Source organism: Chitinophaga polysaccharea (assembly GCF_007829335.1).
In the GTDB taxonomy this organism is placed as follows: domain Bacteria; phylum Bacteroidota; class Bacteroidia; order Chitinophagales; family Chitinophagaceae; genus Chitinophaga; species Chitinophaga polysaccharea_B.
The window spans coordinates 380296-400046 of the sequence record NZ_VIWO01000004.1; the positions used below are offsets into that span (position 1 = coordinate 380296).

Annotated in this window: 19 protein-coding genes; 10 read left to right on the plus strand and 9 right to left on the minus strand. The window is 46.2% G+C overall.

Annotated features, from left to right (window positions below):
• Positions 1 to 44: 44 nt before the first annotated feature.
• From FHW36_RS16125 to FHW36_RS16145, 5 genes are all read right to left on the minus strand, one after another.
• Positions 45 to 1640 carry a RagB/SusD family nutrient uptake outer membrane protein gene (locus FHW36_RS16125; RefSeq protein ID WP_222429096.1) on the minus strand — a complete coding sequence of 532 codons (1596 nt, stop codon included), beginning with the start codon at positions 1638 to 1640 and terminating at the stop codon, positions 45 to 47.
• An 18-nt stretch (positions 1641 to 1658) separates the two neighbouring features.
• Positions 1659 to 4973: a SusC/RagA family TonB-linked outer membrane protein gene (locus FHW36_RS16130; RefSeq protein ID WP_186452481.1), complete on the minus strand. Its 3315-nt coding sequence runs from the start codon at positions 4971 to 4973 to the stop codon at positions 1659 to 1661.
• A gap of 221 nt (positions 4974 to 5194) precedes the next feature.
• Complete coding sequence (locus tag FHW36_RS16135; RefSeq protein WP_145670596.1) at positions 5195 to 6373, minus strand: FecR family protein; 1179 nt, start codon at positions 6371 to 6373, stop codon at positions 5195 to 5197.
• 91 nt (positions 6374 to 6464) lie between these two features.
• Complete coding sequence (locus FHW36_RS16140; protein WP_145670597.1) at positions 6465 to 7070, minus strand: RNA polymerase sigma factor; 606 nt, start codon at positions 7068 to 7070, stop codon at positions 6465 to 6467.
• Positions 7071 to 7095: 25 nt separating this feature from the next.
• A complete protein-coding gene (locus FHW36_RS16145) occupies positions 7096 to 9189 on the minus strand; it encodes a family 20 glycosylhydrolase (protein WP_145670598.1) in 2094 nt (697 codons plus the stop codon).
• Positions 9190 to 9602: 413 nt separating this feature from the next.
• On the opposite strand from FHW36_RS16145, the gene FHW36_RS16150 reads away from it, so the two are divergent.
• Positions 9603 to 10241 carry a class I SAM-dependent methyltransferase gene (locus FHW36_RS16150; RefSeq protein WP_145670599.1) on the plus strand — a complete coding sequence of 213 codons (639 nt, stop codon included), beginning with the start codon at positions 9603 to 9605 and terminating at the stop codon, positions 10239 to 10241.
• Positions 10242 to 10422: 181 nt separating this feature from the next.
• Here FHW36_RS16150 and FHW36_RS16155 read toward each other — a convergent pair whose 3' ends face one another.
• The 3 genes from FHW36_RS16155 to FHW36_RS16165 form a co-directional block, all read right to left on the minus strand.
• Positions 10423 to 11040, minus strand: coding sequence for a class I SAM-dependent methyltransferase (locus FHW36_RS16155; RefSeq protein ID WP_145670600.1), 618 nt, complete (start codon positions 11038 to 11040; stop codon positions 10423 to 10425).
• Between the two features lie 78 nt (positions 11041 to 11118).
• Entirely contained in the window at positions 11119 to 11979 is an 861-nt protein-coding gene (locus FHW36_RS16160) for a helix-turn-helix domain-containing protein (RefSeq protein WP_145670601.1), read from the minus strand.
• Positions 11980 to 12078: 99 nt separating this feature from the next.
• Positions 12079 to 13056, minus strand: coding sequence for an NmrA/HSCARG family protein (locus tag FHW36_RS16165; RefSeq protein WP_246121167.1), 978 nt, complete (start codon positions 13054 to 13056; stop codon positions 12079 to 12081).
• A gap of 102 nt (positions 13057 to 13158) precedes the next feature.
• On the opposite strand from FHW36_RS16165, the gene FHW36_RS16170 reads away from it, so the two are divergent.
• The 6 genes from FHW36_RS16170 (at position 13159) to FHW36_RS16195 (ending at position 16994) form a co-directional block, all read left to right on the plus strand.
• Complete coding sequence (locus FHW36_RS16170; protein ID WP_145670602.1) at positions 13159 to 13536, plus strand: winged helix-turn-helix transcriptional regulator; 378 nt, start codon at positions 13159 to 13161, stop codon at positions 13534 to 13536.
• A gap of 314 nt (positions 13537 to 13850) precedes the next feature.
• Positions 13851 to 14141 carry a QcrA and Rieske domain-containing protein gene (locus FHW36_RS16175; protein ID WP_246121168.1) on the plus strand — a complete coding sequence of 97 codons (291 nt, stop codon included), beginning with the start codon at positions 13851 to 13853 and terminating at the stop codon, positions 14139 to 14141.
• 12 nt (positions 14142 to 14153) lie between these two features.
• Positions 14154 to 14585 carry a thioredoxin family protein gene (locus tag FHW36_RS16180; RefSeq protein WP_145670604.1) on the plus strand — a complete coding sequence of 144 codons (432 nt, stop codon included), beginning with the start codon at positions 14154 to 14156 and terminating at the stop codon, positions 14583 to 14585.
• A complete protein-coding gene (locus FHW36_RS16185) occupies positions 14578 to 15534 on the plus strand; it encodes an FAD:protein FMN transferase (protein WP_222429097.1) in 957 nt (318 codons plus the stop codon). Before FHW36_RS16180 ends, FHW36_RS16185 begins: the two co-directional genes overlap by 8 nt.
• A gap of 1 nt (position 15535) precedes the next feature.
• Positions 15536 to 15757 (plus strand): DUF4266 domain-containing protein, encoded by a 222-nt coding sequence (locus FHW36_RS16190; protein ID WP_145670605.1) that lies wholly within the window; start codon positions 15536 to 15538, stop codon positions 15755 to 15757.
• A 16-nt stretch (positions 15758 to 15773) separates the two neighbouring features.
• Positions 15774 to 16994, plus strand: coding sequence for a DUF3570 domain-containing protein (locus tag FHW36_RS16195; RefSeq protein WP_145670606.1), 1221 nt, complete (start codon positions 15774 to 15776; stop codon positions 16992 to 16994).
• Positions 16995 to 17147: 153 nt separating this feature from the next.
• On the opposite strand, the gene FHW36_RS16200 is transcribed toward FHW36_RS16195, so the two are convergent.
• On the minus strand, positions 17148 to 17462 hold the full coding sequence (locus FHW36_RS16200) for a hypothetical protein (protein WP_145670607.1): 315 nt from the start codon (positions 17460 to 17462) through the stop codon (positions 17148 to 17150).
• A gap of 233 nt (positions 17463 to 17695) precedes the next feature.
• On the opposite strand from FHW36_RS16200, the gene FHW36_RS16205 reads away from it, so the two are divergent.
• From FHW36_RS16205 to FHW36_RS16215, 3 genes are read left to right on the plus strand one after another with little or no spacing between them, the layout of a single operon-like run.
• The gene (locus FHW36_RS16205; protein WP_145670608.1) at positions 17696 to 18544 is read left to right on the plus strand and encodes a universal stress protein; all 849 of its coding nucleotides are present in this window, start codon (positions 17696 to 17698) and stop codon (positions 18542 to 18544) included.
• 23 nt (positions 18545 to 18567) lie between these two features.
• On the plus strand, positions 18568 to 18864 hold the full coding sequence (locus tag FHW36_RS16210; protein WP_145670609.1) for a zinc ribbon domain-containing protein: 297 nt from the start codon (positions 18568 to 18570) through the stop codon (positions 18862 to 18864).
• Between the two features lie 17 nt (positions 18865 to 18881).
• Positions 18882 to 19703, plus strand: coding sequence for an adenine nucleotide alpha hydrolase family protein (locus FHW36_RS16215; protein WP_145670610.1), 822 nt, complete (start codon positions 18882 to 18884; stop codon positions 19701 to 19703).
• The last annotated feature ends 48 nt before the right edge of the window (positions 19704 to 19751 follow it).

Here is a 19751-nt window from a genome sequence, read left to right on the forward strand (position 1 = left end):
CGCAGGCACTATCACTACATGCGTCAACTCCCATCACTCACGGACTAGTAATTGGGATTTTGTTTCAGGTTTTTATTCAGGTCAATTTCCTTTTGAGGAATAGGCCAGAGATAGTGTTTGGCGGGATCGAAATTGCGTGGGCTGCCCACCATTATCCTCGATGACGGGTCGAGCGTCAATGCACCGGTATTGGGGTCTACGGTGCCTTTCAGGGAACCGGCTACTTGTCCCTTGATGACTTCTTCTCCAATCTTCCAGCGTTGTATATCATACCAGCGTAAACCTTCCAAAGCGAACTCCACTCTCCGTTCACGCCGGATCAGTTTCCGGAGGGTTGCCTGGTTGTTATAGCGGGTACGGTCTACAGTTGGCATGCCCGCACGCGTACGTACCTTATCGATGGCTTCATACACAGACGCATCTATTTGCCCTGCTTCTATTTTCGCCTCTGCATAGGAGAGAAGTATTTCTGCATAACGGATGACCATGAAGTTTAATCCCACATTCCAGATATCATCAAAATCTTCTGAGAGGTGAGAGATAAATTTCTTGCAGATATAGCCGGTAGGTGGACAGTTACCGTTCTGGTAATAATCGGGTGACAGTTCACCCAGGGGATCGAAATAACTGTTTTCCCATTTTAAACCCGGACGCAGTATCGTAGCATCCAGTCGTGGGTCCCGGTTGATATAGGGTTGTGCCGGGTTGTAACCGGATGCCGGATCATCGATGGTCTTGCCGTTTTTCATCTCGTATGCATCTACCAGGTTTTGGGTGATGGCAACAGAGCTTTGCCCGCTCTTGGAATTAGGAGGCAGCACGCCGAGGCCATCAAAGGTATTGTACGTTTTCAGGTATTGTATATCGAGTATTACTTCGGCGTTACCCATCGCCAAAGGCCGGAACAGATCACTGTAGTCGTTGTATAAATTGTAGGCGAAAGGAGCAGACATGAGCTGTTTGCAGGTGGCAATACAACCCGTGTAATCATTATTAAACAACTGGATACGTGCGGCCAGGGCAAGTGCTGCTCCCCGCGTGATCCGTCCCTGGTCTGCACTGGCGTAGCTCAGTGGCAGATCCCCGGCAATGGCATTCATTTCCGCCAGCAGGAATTTTATTATTTCCTGCCGTGGTGTCTGGCGCACCAGGTTGGCGCTGTCTATGGATACAGTGTGCAGTACCAGTGGAACATCGCCATACACCTGGCTCATAGCAAAATACTGGTAGTCCCGCAGGAACCTGGCTTCTGCTTTCATCCTCTTTTTCAATGCAGGATCGATAGGGGCATTGTCAATATTTTCCAGGAACCAGTTACATTTTTGAATGGTCTTATAGTCCCATCTATTGGCAGATCCTGTGTTTACCGGAGTGGCGTTGCCCTGTGTTACCGGCTCATAGCCTTCCCAGGGGTATTGATCGTATGCGTTGTCGGTAAAACAATCGTTGTAGATGACATTGTAGCCACTTTCCCAGCCAGCATAACAGCCGTTGAGTGCAGCAGTGGCATCGCTGACGGAAGTCCACAGCGTACCGTTGCTATAGGCATCCAGCGGCGCTTTGTTGAGAAAATCTCTTTTACACCCTGCCAGTGCCACTACAGCCATGAATAAGCCAGCTATTATTTTGTTACGTTTCATGATCATGATTTTTGTTGATTAAAAGAGCACGTTGATCCCAACGGTATTGATTTTTACCTGGGGATAGCTATAGCCTGATTCAGCCTGGGGAGCTTCCGGATCTACCCACTTATAGAAGTTGGAGAAAGTCAGCAGGTTTTGGCCGCTGTAGTAAACCTTGATATTATTAAGCCCAATGCGGTGTACCCATGTTTTGGGCAGGTTGTAGCCCAGCTGCAGATTTTTGAGACGGAGATAGGACGCATCCCTTATCCAGAAAGATGATGGCATATTGCTGGGTCCATTGTTTTTGTAAGAAAACCACAAGCGGGGGAAAGTAGTGGAATGATTCTCCGGCGTCCACCGGTCAAGAAAAGCGGTGGTGGGTTTGTTGCTGTTAGCGCCTACACCACCCAGCATGTTGGACTGTACATAGTTCTTTACGCCGAGCGCTCCCTGGAAGAAGGCGCCGAAGTCAAAGCCTTTCCAGTCGAGGTGAAGATTAAACCCGAAAGTAGTTTTAGGAAAATAGCTACCGAGGTAGGTCCGGTCGGCGCCGTCTATCTTACCATCGTGGTTAAGATCTTTATACATGAGATCTCCCGGAGCGATTACGCCGCCTGTTTGCTTGGCATGTTTGGCAACTTCTTCTGTTGTCTGGAAGATACCTTCACAAACATAACCATAGAAAGCATAGATCGGGAAACCTACCTGTTGGAAAGTACCACCGCTGATGTAAGGGCCGCTTCCTTTAAGATCGGTGATCCGGTTATTGATAAAGGTGGCATTGGCATTTATGCTGTAGTTGACCTCGTGTATATGTCCGTTGTAACCGGCAGAAAACTCCCATCCCTTGTTGGTGACGGCGCCGGCATTCTGGTAAGGCGCAGACAAGCTGTAAGGTGCTCCTATAGGCAATTGCAGCAAAATGCCCGTAGTGTTACGGATAAAGTAGCCTCCGCTGAAAGTTAATTTATGCTGTAGCAGGGACGCATCCAGGCCGAAGTCAGTAGTGTTGGTTGTTTCCCAGGTGATATCGGCATTAGCGCCGGTAACAGGAGCTATCCCGGAAGCGATGATGTGGTTGAAGGAATAATCCTGTCCGGGAGATACGGTTGAAATAGCGGGGTAGTTACCCACTACGTTCTGATTGCCCAGCTTGCCCCAGGTACTTCTGAGTTTCAGGTCTGAGATCAGTTCCCGCAGCGGGGCAAAGAAATTTTCCCTGGCAATGTTCCATCCACCGGAGAAAGAGGGGAACAGACCCCATTGATTCGATGGCGCAAACCGGGAGGAGCCATCGTAGCGCAGACTGGCTTCAAACAGGTATTTTTCATCGTAGTCATAATTGAAACGTCCGAAGAACGACCGGAGCGCTACCTCGTTGGTTAGCCCTTTGCTGGTTTGTCCTGCTGTTGGTCCGGCATTTATCTGTGAAATGGCATTATTCAGGAAATTTTCCCGGTACATGGAATTTTCCCGGTATGTGGTGGATTCCTGTGATCCTCCACCAAGTAAGCCAAGGTGATGAGCCCCGAAATACGTGGTGTATTCGAGTATCGCCTGCAGGTTGGTATAGGAGGTGTTGTCGTAGTTGTTGGTAAGGTTATTGGGCCCCTGGTATTTGGTTGGTCGTCCTGAGTTCGGATCGTAGAATTGGATATCCTTTACAAATTTTTCTCCCTGGTCTATATTGAGCCTATATCCAAAAGTGGGCTTGAAATGGAGCCCTTTCGCCAGCAGGATGTCTGCGCCGGCGTTTCCCGTAAGGGTATAACGCTGGGTGCGGTTGAACGAGCCTAATTCCAGAGAGGCAATGGGATTTCCATTGGGACCGTAACCATAATATCCATTGTCGAATTTATAAGGTACCACGTTGGATATCTGGTTAGCGACGAACGTGATAAGCGACAGGCTGGAAGCGCCCGGGTAGGAGCTGATCGGTTCATTGAACGGGGAGTAGAGATAACCAATGTTGGCAAATACACTGGTTCTTTTACTGATATTGGAACTGATATTTACGCGTGCGGTAAACTTTTTATTATTGGTTCCTTTGATGATCCCTTCCTGGTCGAGATATCCCAGTGAAACCATGTACTGCGTTTTTTCATCGCCTCCGTTCAGGCTCACGTAGTGGTTGTGTTGTATGCCGCTACCGCGGTACAGCAGGTCCAGCCAGTCGGTATTGGGATGCGCGCCGGTTTTATCGCTACCGTCGCGGAACTGCTGTATATCTTTGTCGGTCCATTTCACCGGAGCGCCTTCATTAGCAAGGGCTTCATTGTAGAATGCGGCCTGCTGCCAGGACGGGAGATATTCGGGAAGCCTGGTGGCATGCTGTTTACCCAGGTAGGCATCGTACCGCACCTGCAGCTTTCCTTTTTTCCCTTTTTTGGTGGTGATGAGTACTACGCCGTTTGCTGCCCTGGAACCATATATAGCAGCCGATGCGGCATCTTTCAGTACAGAAACAGATTCCACATCATTGGGATTTACATCGCTCATGGAACTGATCAGTCCATCTACCACTATCATCGGGTTGCTGTTACTAAGTGTACCAATCCCTCTTATTTTGATCGTGCCTTCGTCTTTTCCGGGCTGACCATTACTCTGCATAACGGTTACACCCGACATGGTACCTTGTAATGCGTTGGTGACATTGGTCAGTGGCCGGTTATCCAGTTCCCTGGAAGTAATCGCTGATATGGATCCGGTCAGGTTGGTTTTCTTTTGTTTGCCGTAGGCTACAATCACCAGTTCTTCCAGCGCCTGGCTGGCAGCGCTCAGGCGTATCTCCAGTGGTTGGGTAGCGCTATTCACATGTAGCTGCGCGGTGTATTTTCCAAAACCGATCAGGGATACTTCGATCGTGTAATCACCTTCGGGTACCTTCTCCAGGAGAAATTTTCCCTGAGCGTCGGCAGCCATCCCTTTCTGGAAATCTTTCCCTTTCAGCAATACAGAGGCGCCCACCAGGGCGGTTCCTTTTTGATCCGTTACTACGCCGGATACCGGGAAAGATGTACTGGCGGCGGCTGTTGGTGCCGCGGGCATTATTTTATCTGTATTCCTGTTTACCACAATTACCTGGTTGGTGATCTGGTAAGACAACTGTTGGAAGTTCAGGCATTCCGATAGCACCTTCTCCAGTGGTGCATTCTCTTCGTGTAAGGTAACGGGTTGGGCATTGTCGAGCAATACCTTTTCTACCATAAATGAAAGACCTGTTTGCTGCTTGATGCGTTCAAACACATCTTCCAGCTTACAGTTTTTTTTGTTGATGGTCACCCGCTGGGAAAAGGATTTGGCGCTGATAGGTAGCGCGGCGGCCATTAGCCAAACAGTAAGTTTCATGATCGTCCATAGTTTTAAAGGCCAATGCGGGGAAACGCTTTGGCCTGATGCAGTAAACTTCATAACTTAGTATGGTTTTGGGTTGAAATGTGAAATAATCCGTTTTGTCATTTTGCGATTTGCCCGAAATGTTTGCCGGCGGTGAGTTCCAGTCACCCCGGCTTTTTTATGGCATTTTGGTTGATTACCCTGTCATCTGTGTTTTTAGTTTGATTAGAAAATTATTTTGGTCCCGGCATGACAATAATCTTTCTGCCATCGATTCTGAAATGAACATGGCGTGTCACTTCCAGTACCTCCAACAGTTGCGATACATTATGCTGCCGGGGAATTACCCCGTAGAATTTATTTTGTGGAATGGCTCCCCGGTAAACAATCTCTACATCATACCAACGGGCCACTTGCCGCATAATAGAGGCGATATCGGTATCGTAGAAACGAAATTCTCCCTCTTTCCAGGCCAGCACTTCTTTCAAATCGGCTGGTACGATGTGGAAGTTGTTTTCACCGTTGGGTAAAATGGCCTGCAGGCCAGGTTTGAGCTGCTGGCTGCTTTCTTTACTGACAACTTTTACCACGCCGTCTATCAGCGTTGTTTTGATGCTGTTCTCGTCTTTATAGGCCATAATGTTGAAAGTGGTCCCCAGAACGAGTACCTGCATGGAGCCGGCATTAACTTCGAAAGGTGCTGCCGCATTTTGCGCTACTTCAAAGAAGGCCTCGCCATCTATGTCAACGTTTCTTTTATTGCCGGAAAAAGATAAGGGGTACCGGATAGAGGAGGCGGCATTAAGCCAAACACCAGTTCCATCGGGCAGGGTAACATGGTATTGGTTTCCCGGCGGAATAGTTAATGTATTGTAGGTATCACCCAATGTATCACTTCCGCTTCCTGTATAGGAGAGGGAGCCATCTTCGTTTTTTATTACCTGTAGGGTACCCTGCCTGGCTATGGTGCCGGCTGCCTGGTCATTGAGCAAGAGGTGTTCGCCATTGGAGAGTGTCAGCACAGCTTTGTTGCTCCCTGCTGTTGTAGTTACCAGCTTTGTGATAACCGGCCTGACTTCGGCAGTTTTGTGTGTCAGTAAACCAAGCCCCAGCAGCAACAACAGCGACGCTGCAATTTTCCCCCAGTTATTTTTCAATATCGTTACTACCCGACGGTTCGCCGCTCGTCCTTGTTTTTCCAGTATACGCATCAGTATGCCGTCTCCATCCACATCGGCCGTGGTATCCTGCTCCGGAACATGATCCCAGGCAATTTTGATACTTTCGGGAAAGTTGGCGGTAGCATCCATGGCGCCTATCAGCGTCCAGAGTTCATCCAACTCCACCGCAGTGATAGAGCCAGACAGGTATTTGTCGAATAAAAGATGTAAGCGTTCTTGTGGGTGGTTCATGTTAAATTACCTTCTGTAAACATAACAGACGTAAAAAAGAGAAGGTGGTAGTATCGGGGTAAGAAAAAAAATGAATTTAAAGCGGGTAGGTTCAAAGAATATCCAGGATCATGCCGTCTACTCCCTGTTTGCGGAGGAATGCCCGGATGGATTTGATGGCATTGGACATTGTTTTTTTAACCGTGTGCGGCGACATACTTAATTGCCTGGCAATTTCTTCGTGTGTAAGTCCCTGTTCCCTGCTGAGGGTGAAAACGAGCTTGCGTTGAGGCGGTAATTGGTGAATGGCCTCGCGGAGCAATGCTTTATACTCTTTTTCTAACAGGTATCCATCATTTATTTGGGAAGGGTACCGGGTCAGTTCTAGTGCAATTAATGCCTGTATCTTTTTTTCTTTTGCGGCAAAGCGGAAGAAATCAATAGCCCTGTTGTAGGTTACCTTAGACAGGAAGGCATCTACATTTCCGATGCTGGAGGCTACCGCCCTGTTGATCCAGAACCGGGTAAAGATTTCAGAAAGCAGTTCTTCGGCTGTTTCCCGTGATTTGGTAAGACGAAGGAGGTAGGTGAAAACCTTCCTCCAGTAACGTTGATATAATGCTGAGAATGCTCTTTCATCCCCCAACGCAATTCGTTCAAGCAGTAATGTTTCATCTGCCGGCACGTCTATCATACTATGTGGGGGATGTTCCTTCATGATAATGATCTGTTAGCGGCGCGTATTATTTTAGTTTATCGGCATTGTTCCAGACTTTCAAATCCTTGATTACGCCTTTGAAGGCGTGTGCGGTGTCTCCGATGTATTGTAGCGGAAAAAAGAGCGTTTGTACGATGAGCATGGAATCTTTGGTACCCCGGAAGTTGCGCTTTTGTCCCTGGAGGCTTTGTACCAGTTTGTCATTAGCGTACAAACGGGTGCCTTTATGATCTCCGCTGATAGCCAGTCGCGTCCATTGATTTTCGGGCACTACATAATCAAACACATAGTCGTATCCTTCCCGCGAAAAACCAAGTTTTCCGGTTTGTTGCTGTTTGAGTTTAACGACAGCATTGGGAGAACTGAATAACACGGTGTTGGAAGCGTTACCAGTGGCTGGTTTGATGCTGAAGCTTACGGTATAGTCATAACCAATTTCGGGAACGGGCATTTGTACGAAGCTGCGCCCGCCGTGAAAATGCAGCCCATCTTTTTTACGTATAGCTGCTCCTGTTATTTTGCCTGGTTTTACCTGGCTGTCGCTATTATCTTTATGTGCTGGCTTTCCCTGCTGGTATTGCAACACCAAGCCGTTTTTTCCGGGCAGTTTGCCACGCATATTTGCGCCGGGGCCCTCGCCGGTGTTGGCGGCGCCGGCAGCAAAAACAGCATAGGATTGCGTGCTGTCTGTACCTTTCCACATTTTTTGAGCGAGCACCTGCATGGCTGGGAATACCCGGTCGTGTACATCTTTTTCGGTGATGCCGTTGCCAACACGATCGTTCCACACGGCAAAAGAACCTCCTTTAATTTGTGGATCGCCGTCTTTAAAGCGAACATTGTTTACCTGTACCGGTTCCCACTTATTGTATAACGATCGTAGGTTAAGGTAATCATAGTAATGTCCTGCCGCGGGTACGATGTATAGCCAACTGTCGGGTGTGGAAATAATGTTGTACCCGAGTTTTGTCATCTCCACCGGGTCGGCATAACCATTAAACCATATGTTCATGGTGACGTCTTTTACCTTAACAGGTGTATTGCCATGTGCATCCGTAAGTGCTCCCCATATGCGGGCTTTTTTACCATAGCTTTCTACCAGGCGGATATAATGATCCGTGAATGCGCGGAATTGTTCTGCAGCGCCGTCTGCATATTCGTCGGTCCCTATATGTACTTCCGGCCCCGTAAACACCGGGTTGGGGCCGGCAAGGTATTCCATGAATATGCTGTCGATCACCTGGTAGGTAACCGGGTTGTCGAGATCGAGATGATCCATCCCATATTTTTTACTGCCAATTTCAGGGCGGAGTTTTGAAAAGGCAAGCGAATGTGCAGGTACATCAATTTCCGGGATAATGTTAACGCCATATGACATTGCCAATGACTGCAGCTCCCTGAATTCCTGTTTGGTGTATGATCCGTCCTTAGCTGTAAGGGCGGGATAAAAATCGCTCTGCAGGCGGAAGGCGGCGTAGGTGCTATCCCAGTTGCTCCCAAAATGTGGGTAAAAACCATTGTCGTTTAGATGGATGTGAAAATCATTCATTTTGTAATAAGACATGAATTTTACATACTGCCGGAGGAAATCAATGCTGAAAAATTTTCGGCCCACATCTAGTACGAATCCACGGATGGCGTAACGGGGGTAGTCCTTCGCTATACCACAGGGAAAATGAGTATGAAGACTGTCGTGTTCCAATACTTGTAACAATGTACGGGTTCCCCAGAACACTCCCTGGATTTCAGGTGCAGAAATGTGGAGGGTCTGTGGCGTTGCCACAAGCAGATATCCTTCTTTTCCCAGCGAAGTATCCGCTTTGTTTAGGCTTAAAAAGATATCGCCCGCTGTGGGTATACCGGTTTTTACCGGAAGAAGCGCTCCCTTTGTTAGCTGGAGCAGGTCTTGCTGTAGTATGTGCGCTGTGGCAGATAAGACTTTTGCAGATCCGGGTTCCAATACAATGGCGCTTGCCGGGAGAAGGGAGAATTGTGCAGTATTTCCTTGCCATTCCCGCAAGCCGGGAATAACAAATGGCGGAGCGTTAACAGTTTGGGACCGTGCATCGGGCTGAAACAACCATAGTTGGAGAGTAATAAACAGGACGGCTTTTTTCATATCATTGTATCCTAAGGTTTCATTTTATTTGTTCACTAATAATTGTTCACTGTTCTTCCATTGACTCTGCAAAATGAAACGACTTTGGTTGATTGGGTAACAGCGGATTTGATGCGGCTGTAACGGGGCGTAAAGATATCAAATTCCGGATAGCGTGGGGGTGGCTTGTCAATATTGCATAGGTATTAGTCAATATAATTGAATTGCGGGATGAGTTGAAAGTGAGCGTTATGAACTAAAGTCAGGTTGGTTTATTTTGGTAAGTTTGTAGGAAAGGTAACAACACAACCTATAACATTAGCAATAACATATGAGTTTAAATAATAAAGCAATTTTGGGCTTTTGTCGTCGGTACTGAGATATAATTGCAGCAACAATCAAAATGGGATTAATATTTTAAAACTGAAATCAATATGAATTCACAGGATAAAATATTGCATTGCTATAACCTGGTAGCGGAAGACTATGCTGTGGAACGCTGGGACGAATTGTCCAAAAAGCATGTTGACCGGCTGTTGTTAACGGAATTTGCATCCTCGAATAAGGACGCGGGGCTATGTGCCGACTTTGGTTGCGGACCCGGACAAACAACAAGGTTTCTATATGATAATGGGCTAAAAAACATCGTCGGCATTGATCTTGCGCCGGCCATGATTAATGTGGCGCGGCGGCTTTCTCCTCAAATTGAATTTCAAACAGGCGACTTACTGCAGATCGCTTATCCTGCCGGACACCTTGGAAGTGTGCTGGCTTTCTACGCTATCGTACATTTTACACTTGACCAGGTGCGTGATTGTTTTGCAGAAATAAACAGGGTATTGAAAACAGGAGGCAACTTTTTATTTTCTTTTCATGTGGGAGAAGAAATTGTTCATTTTGACAAAGCACATGATAAGGAAATAGATGTGGATCTATGCTTCTTTCAGACAGCGGATATCCTAAAATTGCTGAGTGAAACAGGTTTTACCATGATTGATGCCATAGAGAGATATCCCAATGAAAATATGGAGTATGCCACCAGGCGGGGATATATCTGGGCGGAGAAAAAATGAGTGCTAATCAAAAAAGACACAACCATTGTTTTTACCTATCATTGTGTATCTATTCGCTCTCCTGACTGACTAAAGGGATCATCAGGCGTCCAACGCCGGAAATAATGTTTCCCGTTTAAAAGTAGGAGGAAAATGAAAGTGGTCCTCCTACTTTTAATTGCCGCTGAGCATCCGGAGATTTTTATTCAACCGGCTTCCTGCCCACAAATCGCAATACAATGCCGCGGCCGTTATGAAAAATACCTTCGCCCTGCTCTACCTCCGTTTCTTCCAGCAGTTGTATATCGTAATGACCGAAGCATTGCAGCAGTTCCTCGGCAGAGTAGAGGTTTTCCGCTCCTTTTGGTCCGCCCGCAGTAGGATTGACTTGCTGGTATTTTACATGCTGTTTGCTGTATGCTTCGAAAATCAGGTAACCGCCGGGCTTCAGGCTGCGGGCTATCCGCTGCAGCAGAAAAGATTTCTGATCTGGCGGAAAATGGGCAAAGATAAGCCCTATGGCATCGAATGCTGATTCGGGGAGACTGAGGGCTGCGATGTCGCCCACCAGGTATTCCAGCGTAGTGCCTCTTTCAGCGGCTAGTTGCAGGGCTTTGTTACGACCTTCCTGGCTCAGATCGCAGGAGGTAACGGTCCAGCCGTTTGCCGCGGCGTGCACGCCGTTACGGCCTTCTCCATCAGCCGGCATTAATATAGAGCCGGTAGGGAGTTGGGTTAGCTGTAATTTAAAAAATTCGTTAGGCTCTTTGCCATAAACGAATTCCTGTCTTGAGTAGCGTTCGTCCCACATGTTTTGCATCGTAGATAGTTATTGTTCTGTACAAATTTACCGGATGTATAGTGCCGGAGGTAGGACTAAAATCGGGATTAATAGGACTTATTTGAAGTTGCTGCGAAAAGCTTCCGGGGAGAAGCCGGTGTGTTTTTTGAAAAAGCGTATGAAATAGGATACGTCCTCGTAACCCAGTATTGCGGCCACCTGGTTTACCTGGTTGGAGGTGGCGAGCAGTTGCCTGCGGGCCTCGAGGATAATCATGTCGTTGATGAGTGCGGAACAGCTTTTACCCAACAGCGTTTTTGTAACGGTATTCAGCTGGTAGCTGCTGAGATGCAGTTCCGCGGCGTAGAAAGCCACCTGTTTATGTTCTGGTAGATGTTTTTCTACCAATTCCAGTAACTCATCCAGCCTTTCCTGTATGTACTCCGGCCGCTCACCGGAGGGCTGCGAATGTCCACCCTGCCGCAGCAGTTCCAGGAACACCATATCCAGCGCAGATTTTATTGCCTGCTTATAGCGTTCCTGTTTTTCGGTGTATTCACGGTGAATGATTTCAAGCAGCTGGTATAGCCGGCTGAATGGCGCCTGCTCCATGGGGAAACAGTTCCTGGTGCTGATACTGCGTAATACTTGCCTGGCGGCCCTTTCAGCCGGGGAATAGAAATCATCTGTAAAATGGAGGAGGTAACCCCGGCTGCCATTTTCCAGGAATAGCTGATGTATCTGCCCTGGTCGCATAAAAAAGACCGTATTATCATTAACAGGGTAGGGCGCAAAATCGATCGTATGTTCACCACTGGCTTTTTCCAATGCCAATACGTAGTAGAAGGTGTGCCGGTGCAGCGTTTGCAGCATATCCTGCCCTTCCATAAAGTCTTCCAGGGACCGCATGCTGAAGCCGCCGGAGAACCCGGGTTCTTTGAGCGCTTCGTTGATATATCGAACCGGGATTTTGTGCATTGTACCGCAAAATAGGGAAAGTTGTTTGATATAACAATTGCGGCACATGCACCCGAAAGCCCGCACACAGGCTGTTTGAGCGGCACATCCGGTTACAGCTCAATACGAAAGTTTTTTCCCATCCCACCCCGTGCTGCGCAGAAATTGCTCCCAATTAAGGATAGCCGGGGCTATTTTCCTGCTCCATGTTAAGTCACGGTCTTCCCTGAAATATCCATATTCCACCGCGTATTCCACCATCCCTGTGAGTTCCTGCACCAGGAGTTCGTTGGAACCGAATGCCGGGAAGTGACTAAGGAGTTCTTCCCGTGAATAGGCGGAACTATATACTGCTTGCTTGCCGGTTACGCCGACAAATGTATCTACCATTTGCTGCGGAGAGATCATATCTCCGATAACAGGAAGGGATTGCCCTGCATACTGATCGGGATTGGAAAGGATTTCTAAGACAGCGGGCCCGGTGGCTGTAAGCGGATCCACAAATGGAGCACAAAAGTCTTTGGGTAAATAAATAGGAAATACAAGGGTATTGCCTTGTAAGATGGGCGTGTAAAATTCCATCAGGTTGGTGTAAAAGAAAGCCATGTAAATAAATGAACTTTTGACGGGCAGGGTTCTGATATAGGCTTCAATTTTAGCCTTGTCTGTGAAATGTGGCGCAAACTTTTTCCCGCCGGTACGTTCATCTACATTTTCCAGGCTGCTGAACACGATATGAGGTACTTTCGCTTCTACCGCGGCATCCGCCAGCTGTTTGCCCAATTCAAACTCATGGGTGGCCGGTGGCGCAATGTTGGGTGTCATCAGGAAAACTCCGTCAGACCCCTGGAATGCTTTCACAAATGCTGTTTTGTACCCGAGGTCAAGCGGGATACTCACCAGTTCAACTCCCTGCTGGGACAGCATAAGCGCTTCCGGGGAATCGGTACGACGTGTAATACCGCGCACCCGGTACATCCCGGAAGCCAGCAGGGTACGGGCTGCACTCCATCCCTGTTTGCCCAAAATACCTACAATTGTAATAACCGGTTTATCTTTTAGTATGGTAGCACTGTTTGCTTTTGAATTGTTCATCATGTTATGTATTTGTTAAACTATAAATATTATAGTTGCAAAACTATTTTTAGTAGGGTACATTTGCAATAACTATCCAAACAGATAGTGCCAAAAAACGATCGCATGAAAACTGAATGTATTAGTGATCAGATAAAGCTGAATGGCAAGCTTTACCCTTGTACGGTAAGTTTAACCATGGATTTGGTGGGTGGAAAATGGAAAGCGGTTATCTTATACCATCTAAAAGATGAAGCAAAAAGATATCATGAGCTCCGCAAAGAAATGCCGGCTGTCACGGAAATGACGCTGAGCTTGCAGTTAAAGCAGCTGGAGAAAGACGGCTTAGTGGCGAGAAAAGTGTATGGCAAAAAGCCGCCTATCAAAGTCGTTTACAGCCTGACCGATTTTGGCGAAACCTTTATCCCTGTCCTGGAAGCGATTACTAGCTGGGGAAACCAGGTGGTGAAAGAGAAAGGCGAGTTTGTTGCCACCGGGGAATAAACAGGCCGGGAAATGCTTTACCGAACTACAGAATTACTTCAGAATTGTCTTTTAGTTTGCCGGGCGTATAGCCATTAAATAAAACCACCATTAATCTACAGTTGTCTGTATACTAGCCATTAAGCCATCTTTATTAATCCCATTCATTTGTTTGCTCATATTGCTAAAAAGTATAAACAGAAATGAATAGAAACGAATTTCTGGCTGCGTTAGGTATAAGTTCAGCGTCGGTGATCTTAACAACATGTTTGGGATGTTCTAAAAGTTCAGGAGGAATTTCCCCTTCAGATCCGCCGAGGAACATTGACTTTACATTGGATTTGACTGCATCTGCCAACGCAGCCCTACTTACTAACGGAGGATATCTCACTTCCAATGGTGTAATAGTGGCTAAAACCTCTGCTGGTGCTTATATTGCAGTACAGCAGTCGTGTACCCATGAAAGTTATCCATTAAACTACCAGGCTTCCAGTCACCAATTTTACTGCAATAACCATGGCGCCACGTTCAGTGAGGACGGGAGTCTGTCTAATGGACCGGCAAGCCGTTCCCTCACGGTGTACAAAACACAGCTCACGGGTACCTCTTTACGTATTTACGCTTAAGCATTACATTATATGAAATTATTAATTTCCCTGTTATTGATTTTCGCTGGGCCTGGTGTGAATTGGTCAGAGAATTTCCCGGAAGCTCAGACCGCGGCACTCACTTCTCATAAACTGATCCTGGTTAATTTTTCAGGATCCGACTGGTGCGGCCCCTGTATCCGTCTCCGGCAGGAAATTCTGGAGTCGAAGGTGTTTGAAGATTATGCTGCTTCACATCTTTTACTCGTACGGGCAGACTTCCCCCGCCAGAAGAAAAATCAACTAACTAAGGCGCAGGTACGGCTAAACGAAGCACTTGCAGATAAATATAACCCGGAGGGAAAGTTCCCCTATACCTTACTCATCGATGAAAATGGAAAGGTGTTAAAAGCCTGGGATGGGTTTCCGGGAGTGGCGCCTGAGAAGTTTGTAGGAGAAATAAAAGCCATCGTGCATGATTGATACCGGCTATCCGGCAAACGGGCCACAATTACACAGGCAGGTATTGAAGCTGATGGGTAATCGCTTCGAGTTCAGCGTGGTGTGTGATAATAAAGAAGAAGCCACCGCGCATATTCAGGCAGCCATTGCTGAGGTAAGCCGTATTGAAAAATTGCTGACCACCTTTAGTGATGATAGCCAGACCAGCGAAATCAACCGCTTGGCGGGAATAAGGCCGGTGAAAGTTGATAGGGAAGTATTTGACCTCATCAGGCGGTCATTGAAAATATCCTCGCTTACGCAGGGCGCTTTTGATATCACTTACGGTGGTATTGACAAAAGTCTCTGGAATTTCGATGTAAATATGAAGGCATTACCAGAACCATTACTGGCCAAAAAATCCGTTAGGTTGATCAACTATAGGAACGTGGTGCTCGATGCCGAAGAGGGAACAGTATTCCTGAAAGAAGCGGGGATGCGGATAGGCTTTGGTGGTATTGGGAAGGGATATGCAGCCGATCGTGCAAAAATGATGTTGCAGAGCAGGGGTGTTACAAGTGGTATCGTCAACGCTGCCGGGGACCTTATTACCTGGGGAACACAACCCAATGGTAAGCCATGGACAATTGCCATCGCCGATCCGGATCATTCCGGCATGCCATTCTCCACCCTCAATATCAGCAATATGGCTATCGCCACTTCCGGCAACTACGAAAAGTACGCCTTGATAGATGGGCGGAAATATTCGCATACCATTGATCCTTCCACCGGATTGCCGGTAACGGGAATAAAAAGCGTCAGTATTATCTGCCCCAGTGCAGAACTGGCGGATGCGATGGCCACGCCGGTAATGGTGATGGGTGTAAAAATTGGCCTCGATCTTATTAATCAGCTGCAACACATAGCTTGTGTAATCATAAACGAAAACGATCATATTTTTTGTTCCAATAATATAAACATCAAGAATTGATATGTATAGAAGCGTTTGCCTGATACTAATTGCTGCCTCCCTCTCTTTGGTTCACAGTTCCTGTACCACGGTGAAGGCCTACCAGAAAAACAAGCTGAATGATACGGAAATGGACCTATCGGCACGAAAGTCACAGAAGTTTGAACAGAGCTTCCAACTGTATAGGGAAGGTGGATCTGGCGCCAACGGTGGAAAAAGCGGGGGAGGCTGCGGTTGTAATTAAACTTAAAATGTGGTAAATGAGACGACTAAATTTTGGGATATTGGCCTTATACCTGGGCATACTGACTTCACAGGCACAAGCACAGCAGAAACAACCGGCAGATACGTCTAACTATCAATCCCGGAAACTTACTTTAGATGAAGTCAATATTGTATCTGCCTACTACACACAAGATGGTAATAATTCCGCGGTAACAGGCGGTATCGGTACAGAGAAACTTACAGATTTCGCTAATACCTTTGATATACAGCTTTCAAAATTTAACAAACAAGGACATAAGCATACCTTCCTGTTTGAATTAGGGATTGATCACTATACTTCTGCATCGTCCGACAAAATAGATCCTTATAGTATATCTTCAGCCTCCAGTTCAGATACACGGATTTATCCATCCCTGAACTGGACTAATTCAAATGTAAAAACCGGTAACGCTTTTGGAATAACAGCTTCCTACTCTCATGAATTCGATTATCAGTCATTTGGTGGGGGCGTGAACATCACCAGGGTTTCAAAAGATAAGAACCGGCAATTTGATATCAGGTTGCAGGCATTCCTGGATAGATGGAAAGTAATATTACCTGTTGAGCTGCGGCCGCCTGGTTACGGTTCCGGGTCGGAAGGGGATCAACGTTCTTTGGATTATAAGCCCCGGAATTCCTTCAGTGCCTCGTTTGGCCTATCGCAGGTGATTAACGAGCGGACACAGGTAATGCTGGTGGTTGAACCATCCTATCAGCATGGGTTGCTGGCTACCAGGTACCAGCGAAATTACTTCACCGATGGGTCGGAAAGGATAGAGAACCTACCAGACAATCGTTATAAGTTGCCAATAGCTATCCGACTTAATTATTTCCTGGCAGATCGTTTTATTATACGAACTTTCTACCGCTATTATATGGATAGCTGGGGAATCAGAGCGCATACCGCCGAAATTGAAGTGCCGGTTAAGCTGACCTCTTTTGTATCTCTGAGTCCATTTTACCGGTATAATAACCAGCAAGGCACACGCTACTTTGCTCCCTATGGTCAGCATAACCCCGGCGATACTTACTATACCAGCGACTATGATTTATCCACGCTTCATAGTAGTTTCTTAGGGGGCAATATCCGGTTATCACCTCCCAAAGGCGTTTTTGGCTGGCAACATTTTAACGCGCTGGAGTTAAGGTATGGCCATTATATGCGTTCCACCGGTTTAAATAGCGATATCGTAACATTAGCGTTAAAATTCAAGTAGTTGTTTGCTATAAAATGACCATCCGGAAAAGAAACACTGCCAGAAATTAAAACGAATCGGCAAAGCCGGCAAATGTTTTATTTGCTGGCTTTGCTGTTGTTGTGGCGCTGGAGTATTTGCACCTGCTGAGCGGATACGCCGCCGCTACTATGGCTAATTATAACCGTAAGCGACAGGGATATATATGGCTCTATCAGGCTGCCAGGTAAGTTGTCCGCTAACGACTACCTCATTAAAGTCCGGTCCAAAATAACGCTTGCTTCTGCGCGACCAGTACAGGTTGCCGGCTATCCAATACTGTAAAAATCCTTTTTTGTCGTCGATATTGCTAAAAGAGGTGGCCCAGTCAATTATCTTTTTTTCATGTTCCGGTTTGTATAAGGGACTGCATTTATACGGAAATGACTCATTGAGTTTACGAAGATAAAAGTGAAAGTCTGTTTGCTGAAGGTGGCCATTTGTGTTCATCGTAGAAGAATGGCTATTGTTAAAGTGAAAGTTGCTACCTAACTATGATGCCGGTTTGATCGATGAAAATATTCATGTGCTATATATATTATATATTTTTTAATTTATATTATATGCGTTTTCGGCAATTTGATTCTGGTCATGTGACCTTCGATGACGAAAATCAGGGTATATGCTAACGCGTATCATATATTGCTTTTCGTTCTGTTGGTAATTTCGGGAAAAATGTTGCCATGCAAAAGATAGCAGCGATATTTGATGGTTTCAGATTTTCAGAAAGTACGCTTCACTATGCCATCTGGATAGCGGCGCATCAAGGGGCGCATTTGACCGGTGTTTTTCCGGATGATCTGACTTACAATAGTTTTAATTTATACCAGTTGTTGAAAGAGGGTACAGACCAGGCTATTATCGGGCAGCTGGAAGAGGAAGACGAAGAAAGACGTAAGGCTGCAGCAGGAAAATTTGAAGCCGCCTGTCAAAAGGCCGGGATCCCTTATAGTGTTCACAGGAACAAAAATATTTCCCTGTTAAGCGCATTGGAGGAAAGCATTTATGCGGATTTATTGGTTATAGATGTTCGGGAGACATTTATGCACGATGTTAGTAAACCGCCCACTCGCTTTATCCGTGATTTGCTGACCGATGTGCAATGCCCTGTACTTATCGTGCCTGCACAGATTTCGACGCCCCCGGTTTTTAGCAATGTAACGAATATGGTGCTTTTATATGATGGGGAACCATCTTCTGTATATGCCATAAAAATGTACAGTTATCTTTTCTCTTCCTGGCAATCATTACCCACAACTGTTTTGTCGGTCAACCCGGAAGGAACCCACTTTGAGAACAAGCATTTAATAAAGGATTTTATCAGGAAACATTTCCCGGACGCAGTATATAAAATAATGGAAGGGGAACCGGAGGAGGAGATTGTAACCTATTTACTGGGCCAACAGGAGGGAACCGCAATTGTGCTGGGTGCTTACAGGCGAAGCAGTGTGTCAAGGTGGTTCAGGCGGAGTATGGCGGATCTATTGATGCAGGCATTGTCATTTCCGTTGTTTATAGCGCATAACAAATAATATTCGCACAAAAATAAATCATTATGGAAAATAATATAATCTGCCAGAGTTGCAGCATGCCATTGGATACAGCAGCGATTCGCGGTACAGAGAAGGATGGGGCTCCCAGCCGTGACTATTGTAAATATTGCTATCAACATGGCGAGTTTATACATCCGGACTGGACGCTTAATGATATGAAAAAACACCTGACAGGGATAATGGAAAAAGAGGAAATGCCTGAAGATATATTGGAGACGGCGATTGGCCGTTTGTTGCATTTAAAAAGATGGACCAATAACAATGTAAACGTCGATCTGCATAAACAGGACGGGTTTTAATAACAAAATATATAGCTATGAAAAAAGTATTATTAGCCATGGATGGTGCGCATTTTTCTGCAGGCGCATTTGAATTTGCATCTCAATTAAATGAAATCGCGCCTTTACTCCTGATTGGTACTTTTTTGCCAAAGATGGATTTTTCGCCTTCCTGGAATGAAGCACTTCTTTCCGGTTCTGTTTTTGAGCCTACATTAGAAGGATATAGCGATGAGCTGGTAAATGAGAACATCGCTTTTTTCGAGAAGGAGTGCGTTCGGAAGCATATCGAATACCGGGTACATAAAGTCGCATATTACTCTTCTATACAGGATTTACGAAAGGAAACACGTTTTGCTGACCTGCTGATACTGGGGAGTGAAAAATTTTATGAGAACCGGGGCACTGAAACTCCCAACGAATATCTGAAAATGGCACTACATAGTGCTGAGTGCCCGGTGCTATTGATTCCTGAGCATTCATATTTTCCTGAAAATATCGTGCTGGCCTATGACGGCAGTGAGCAGGCTACCTTTGCTATTAAATCTTTCTGTAACCTGATGCCGGAACTTTCCCGGAAGAATGCTATTCTTGTGTATGCTGCAAATAAGGAGAATACTGAAATACCCGATATGCAACTGGTAGAAGAGCTGGTGGCAAGACACTTTGCTAATTTCACTATTCACACGTTGAAAGGTACGTCTCCCAAGCACTTCGATACCTGGATGGCAGGAATTGAAAAACCTATGTTGGTATGCGGATCTTATTCCCGTACAACGCTTTCAGAATTATTTAAGAAAAGCTTTGCTACAGAAGTAATAACCGGCCATGGGATGCCAGTTTTTGTTGCGCATGAATAGCATAAAATCTCTTCCCCCTGTTATTGATTTTTATAGGCTAATTTCAAT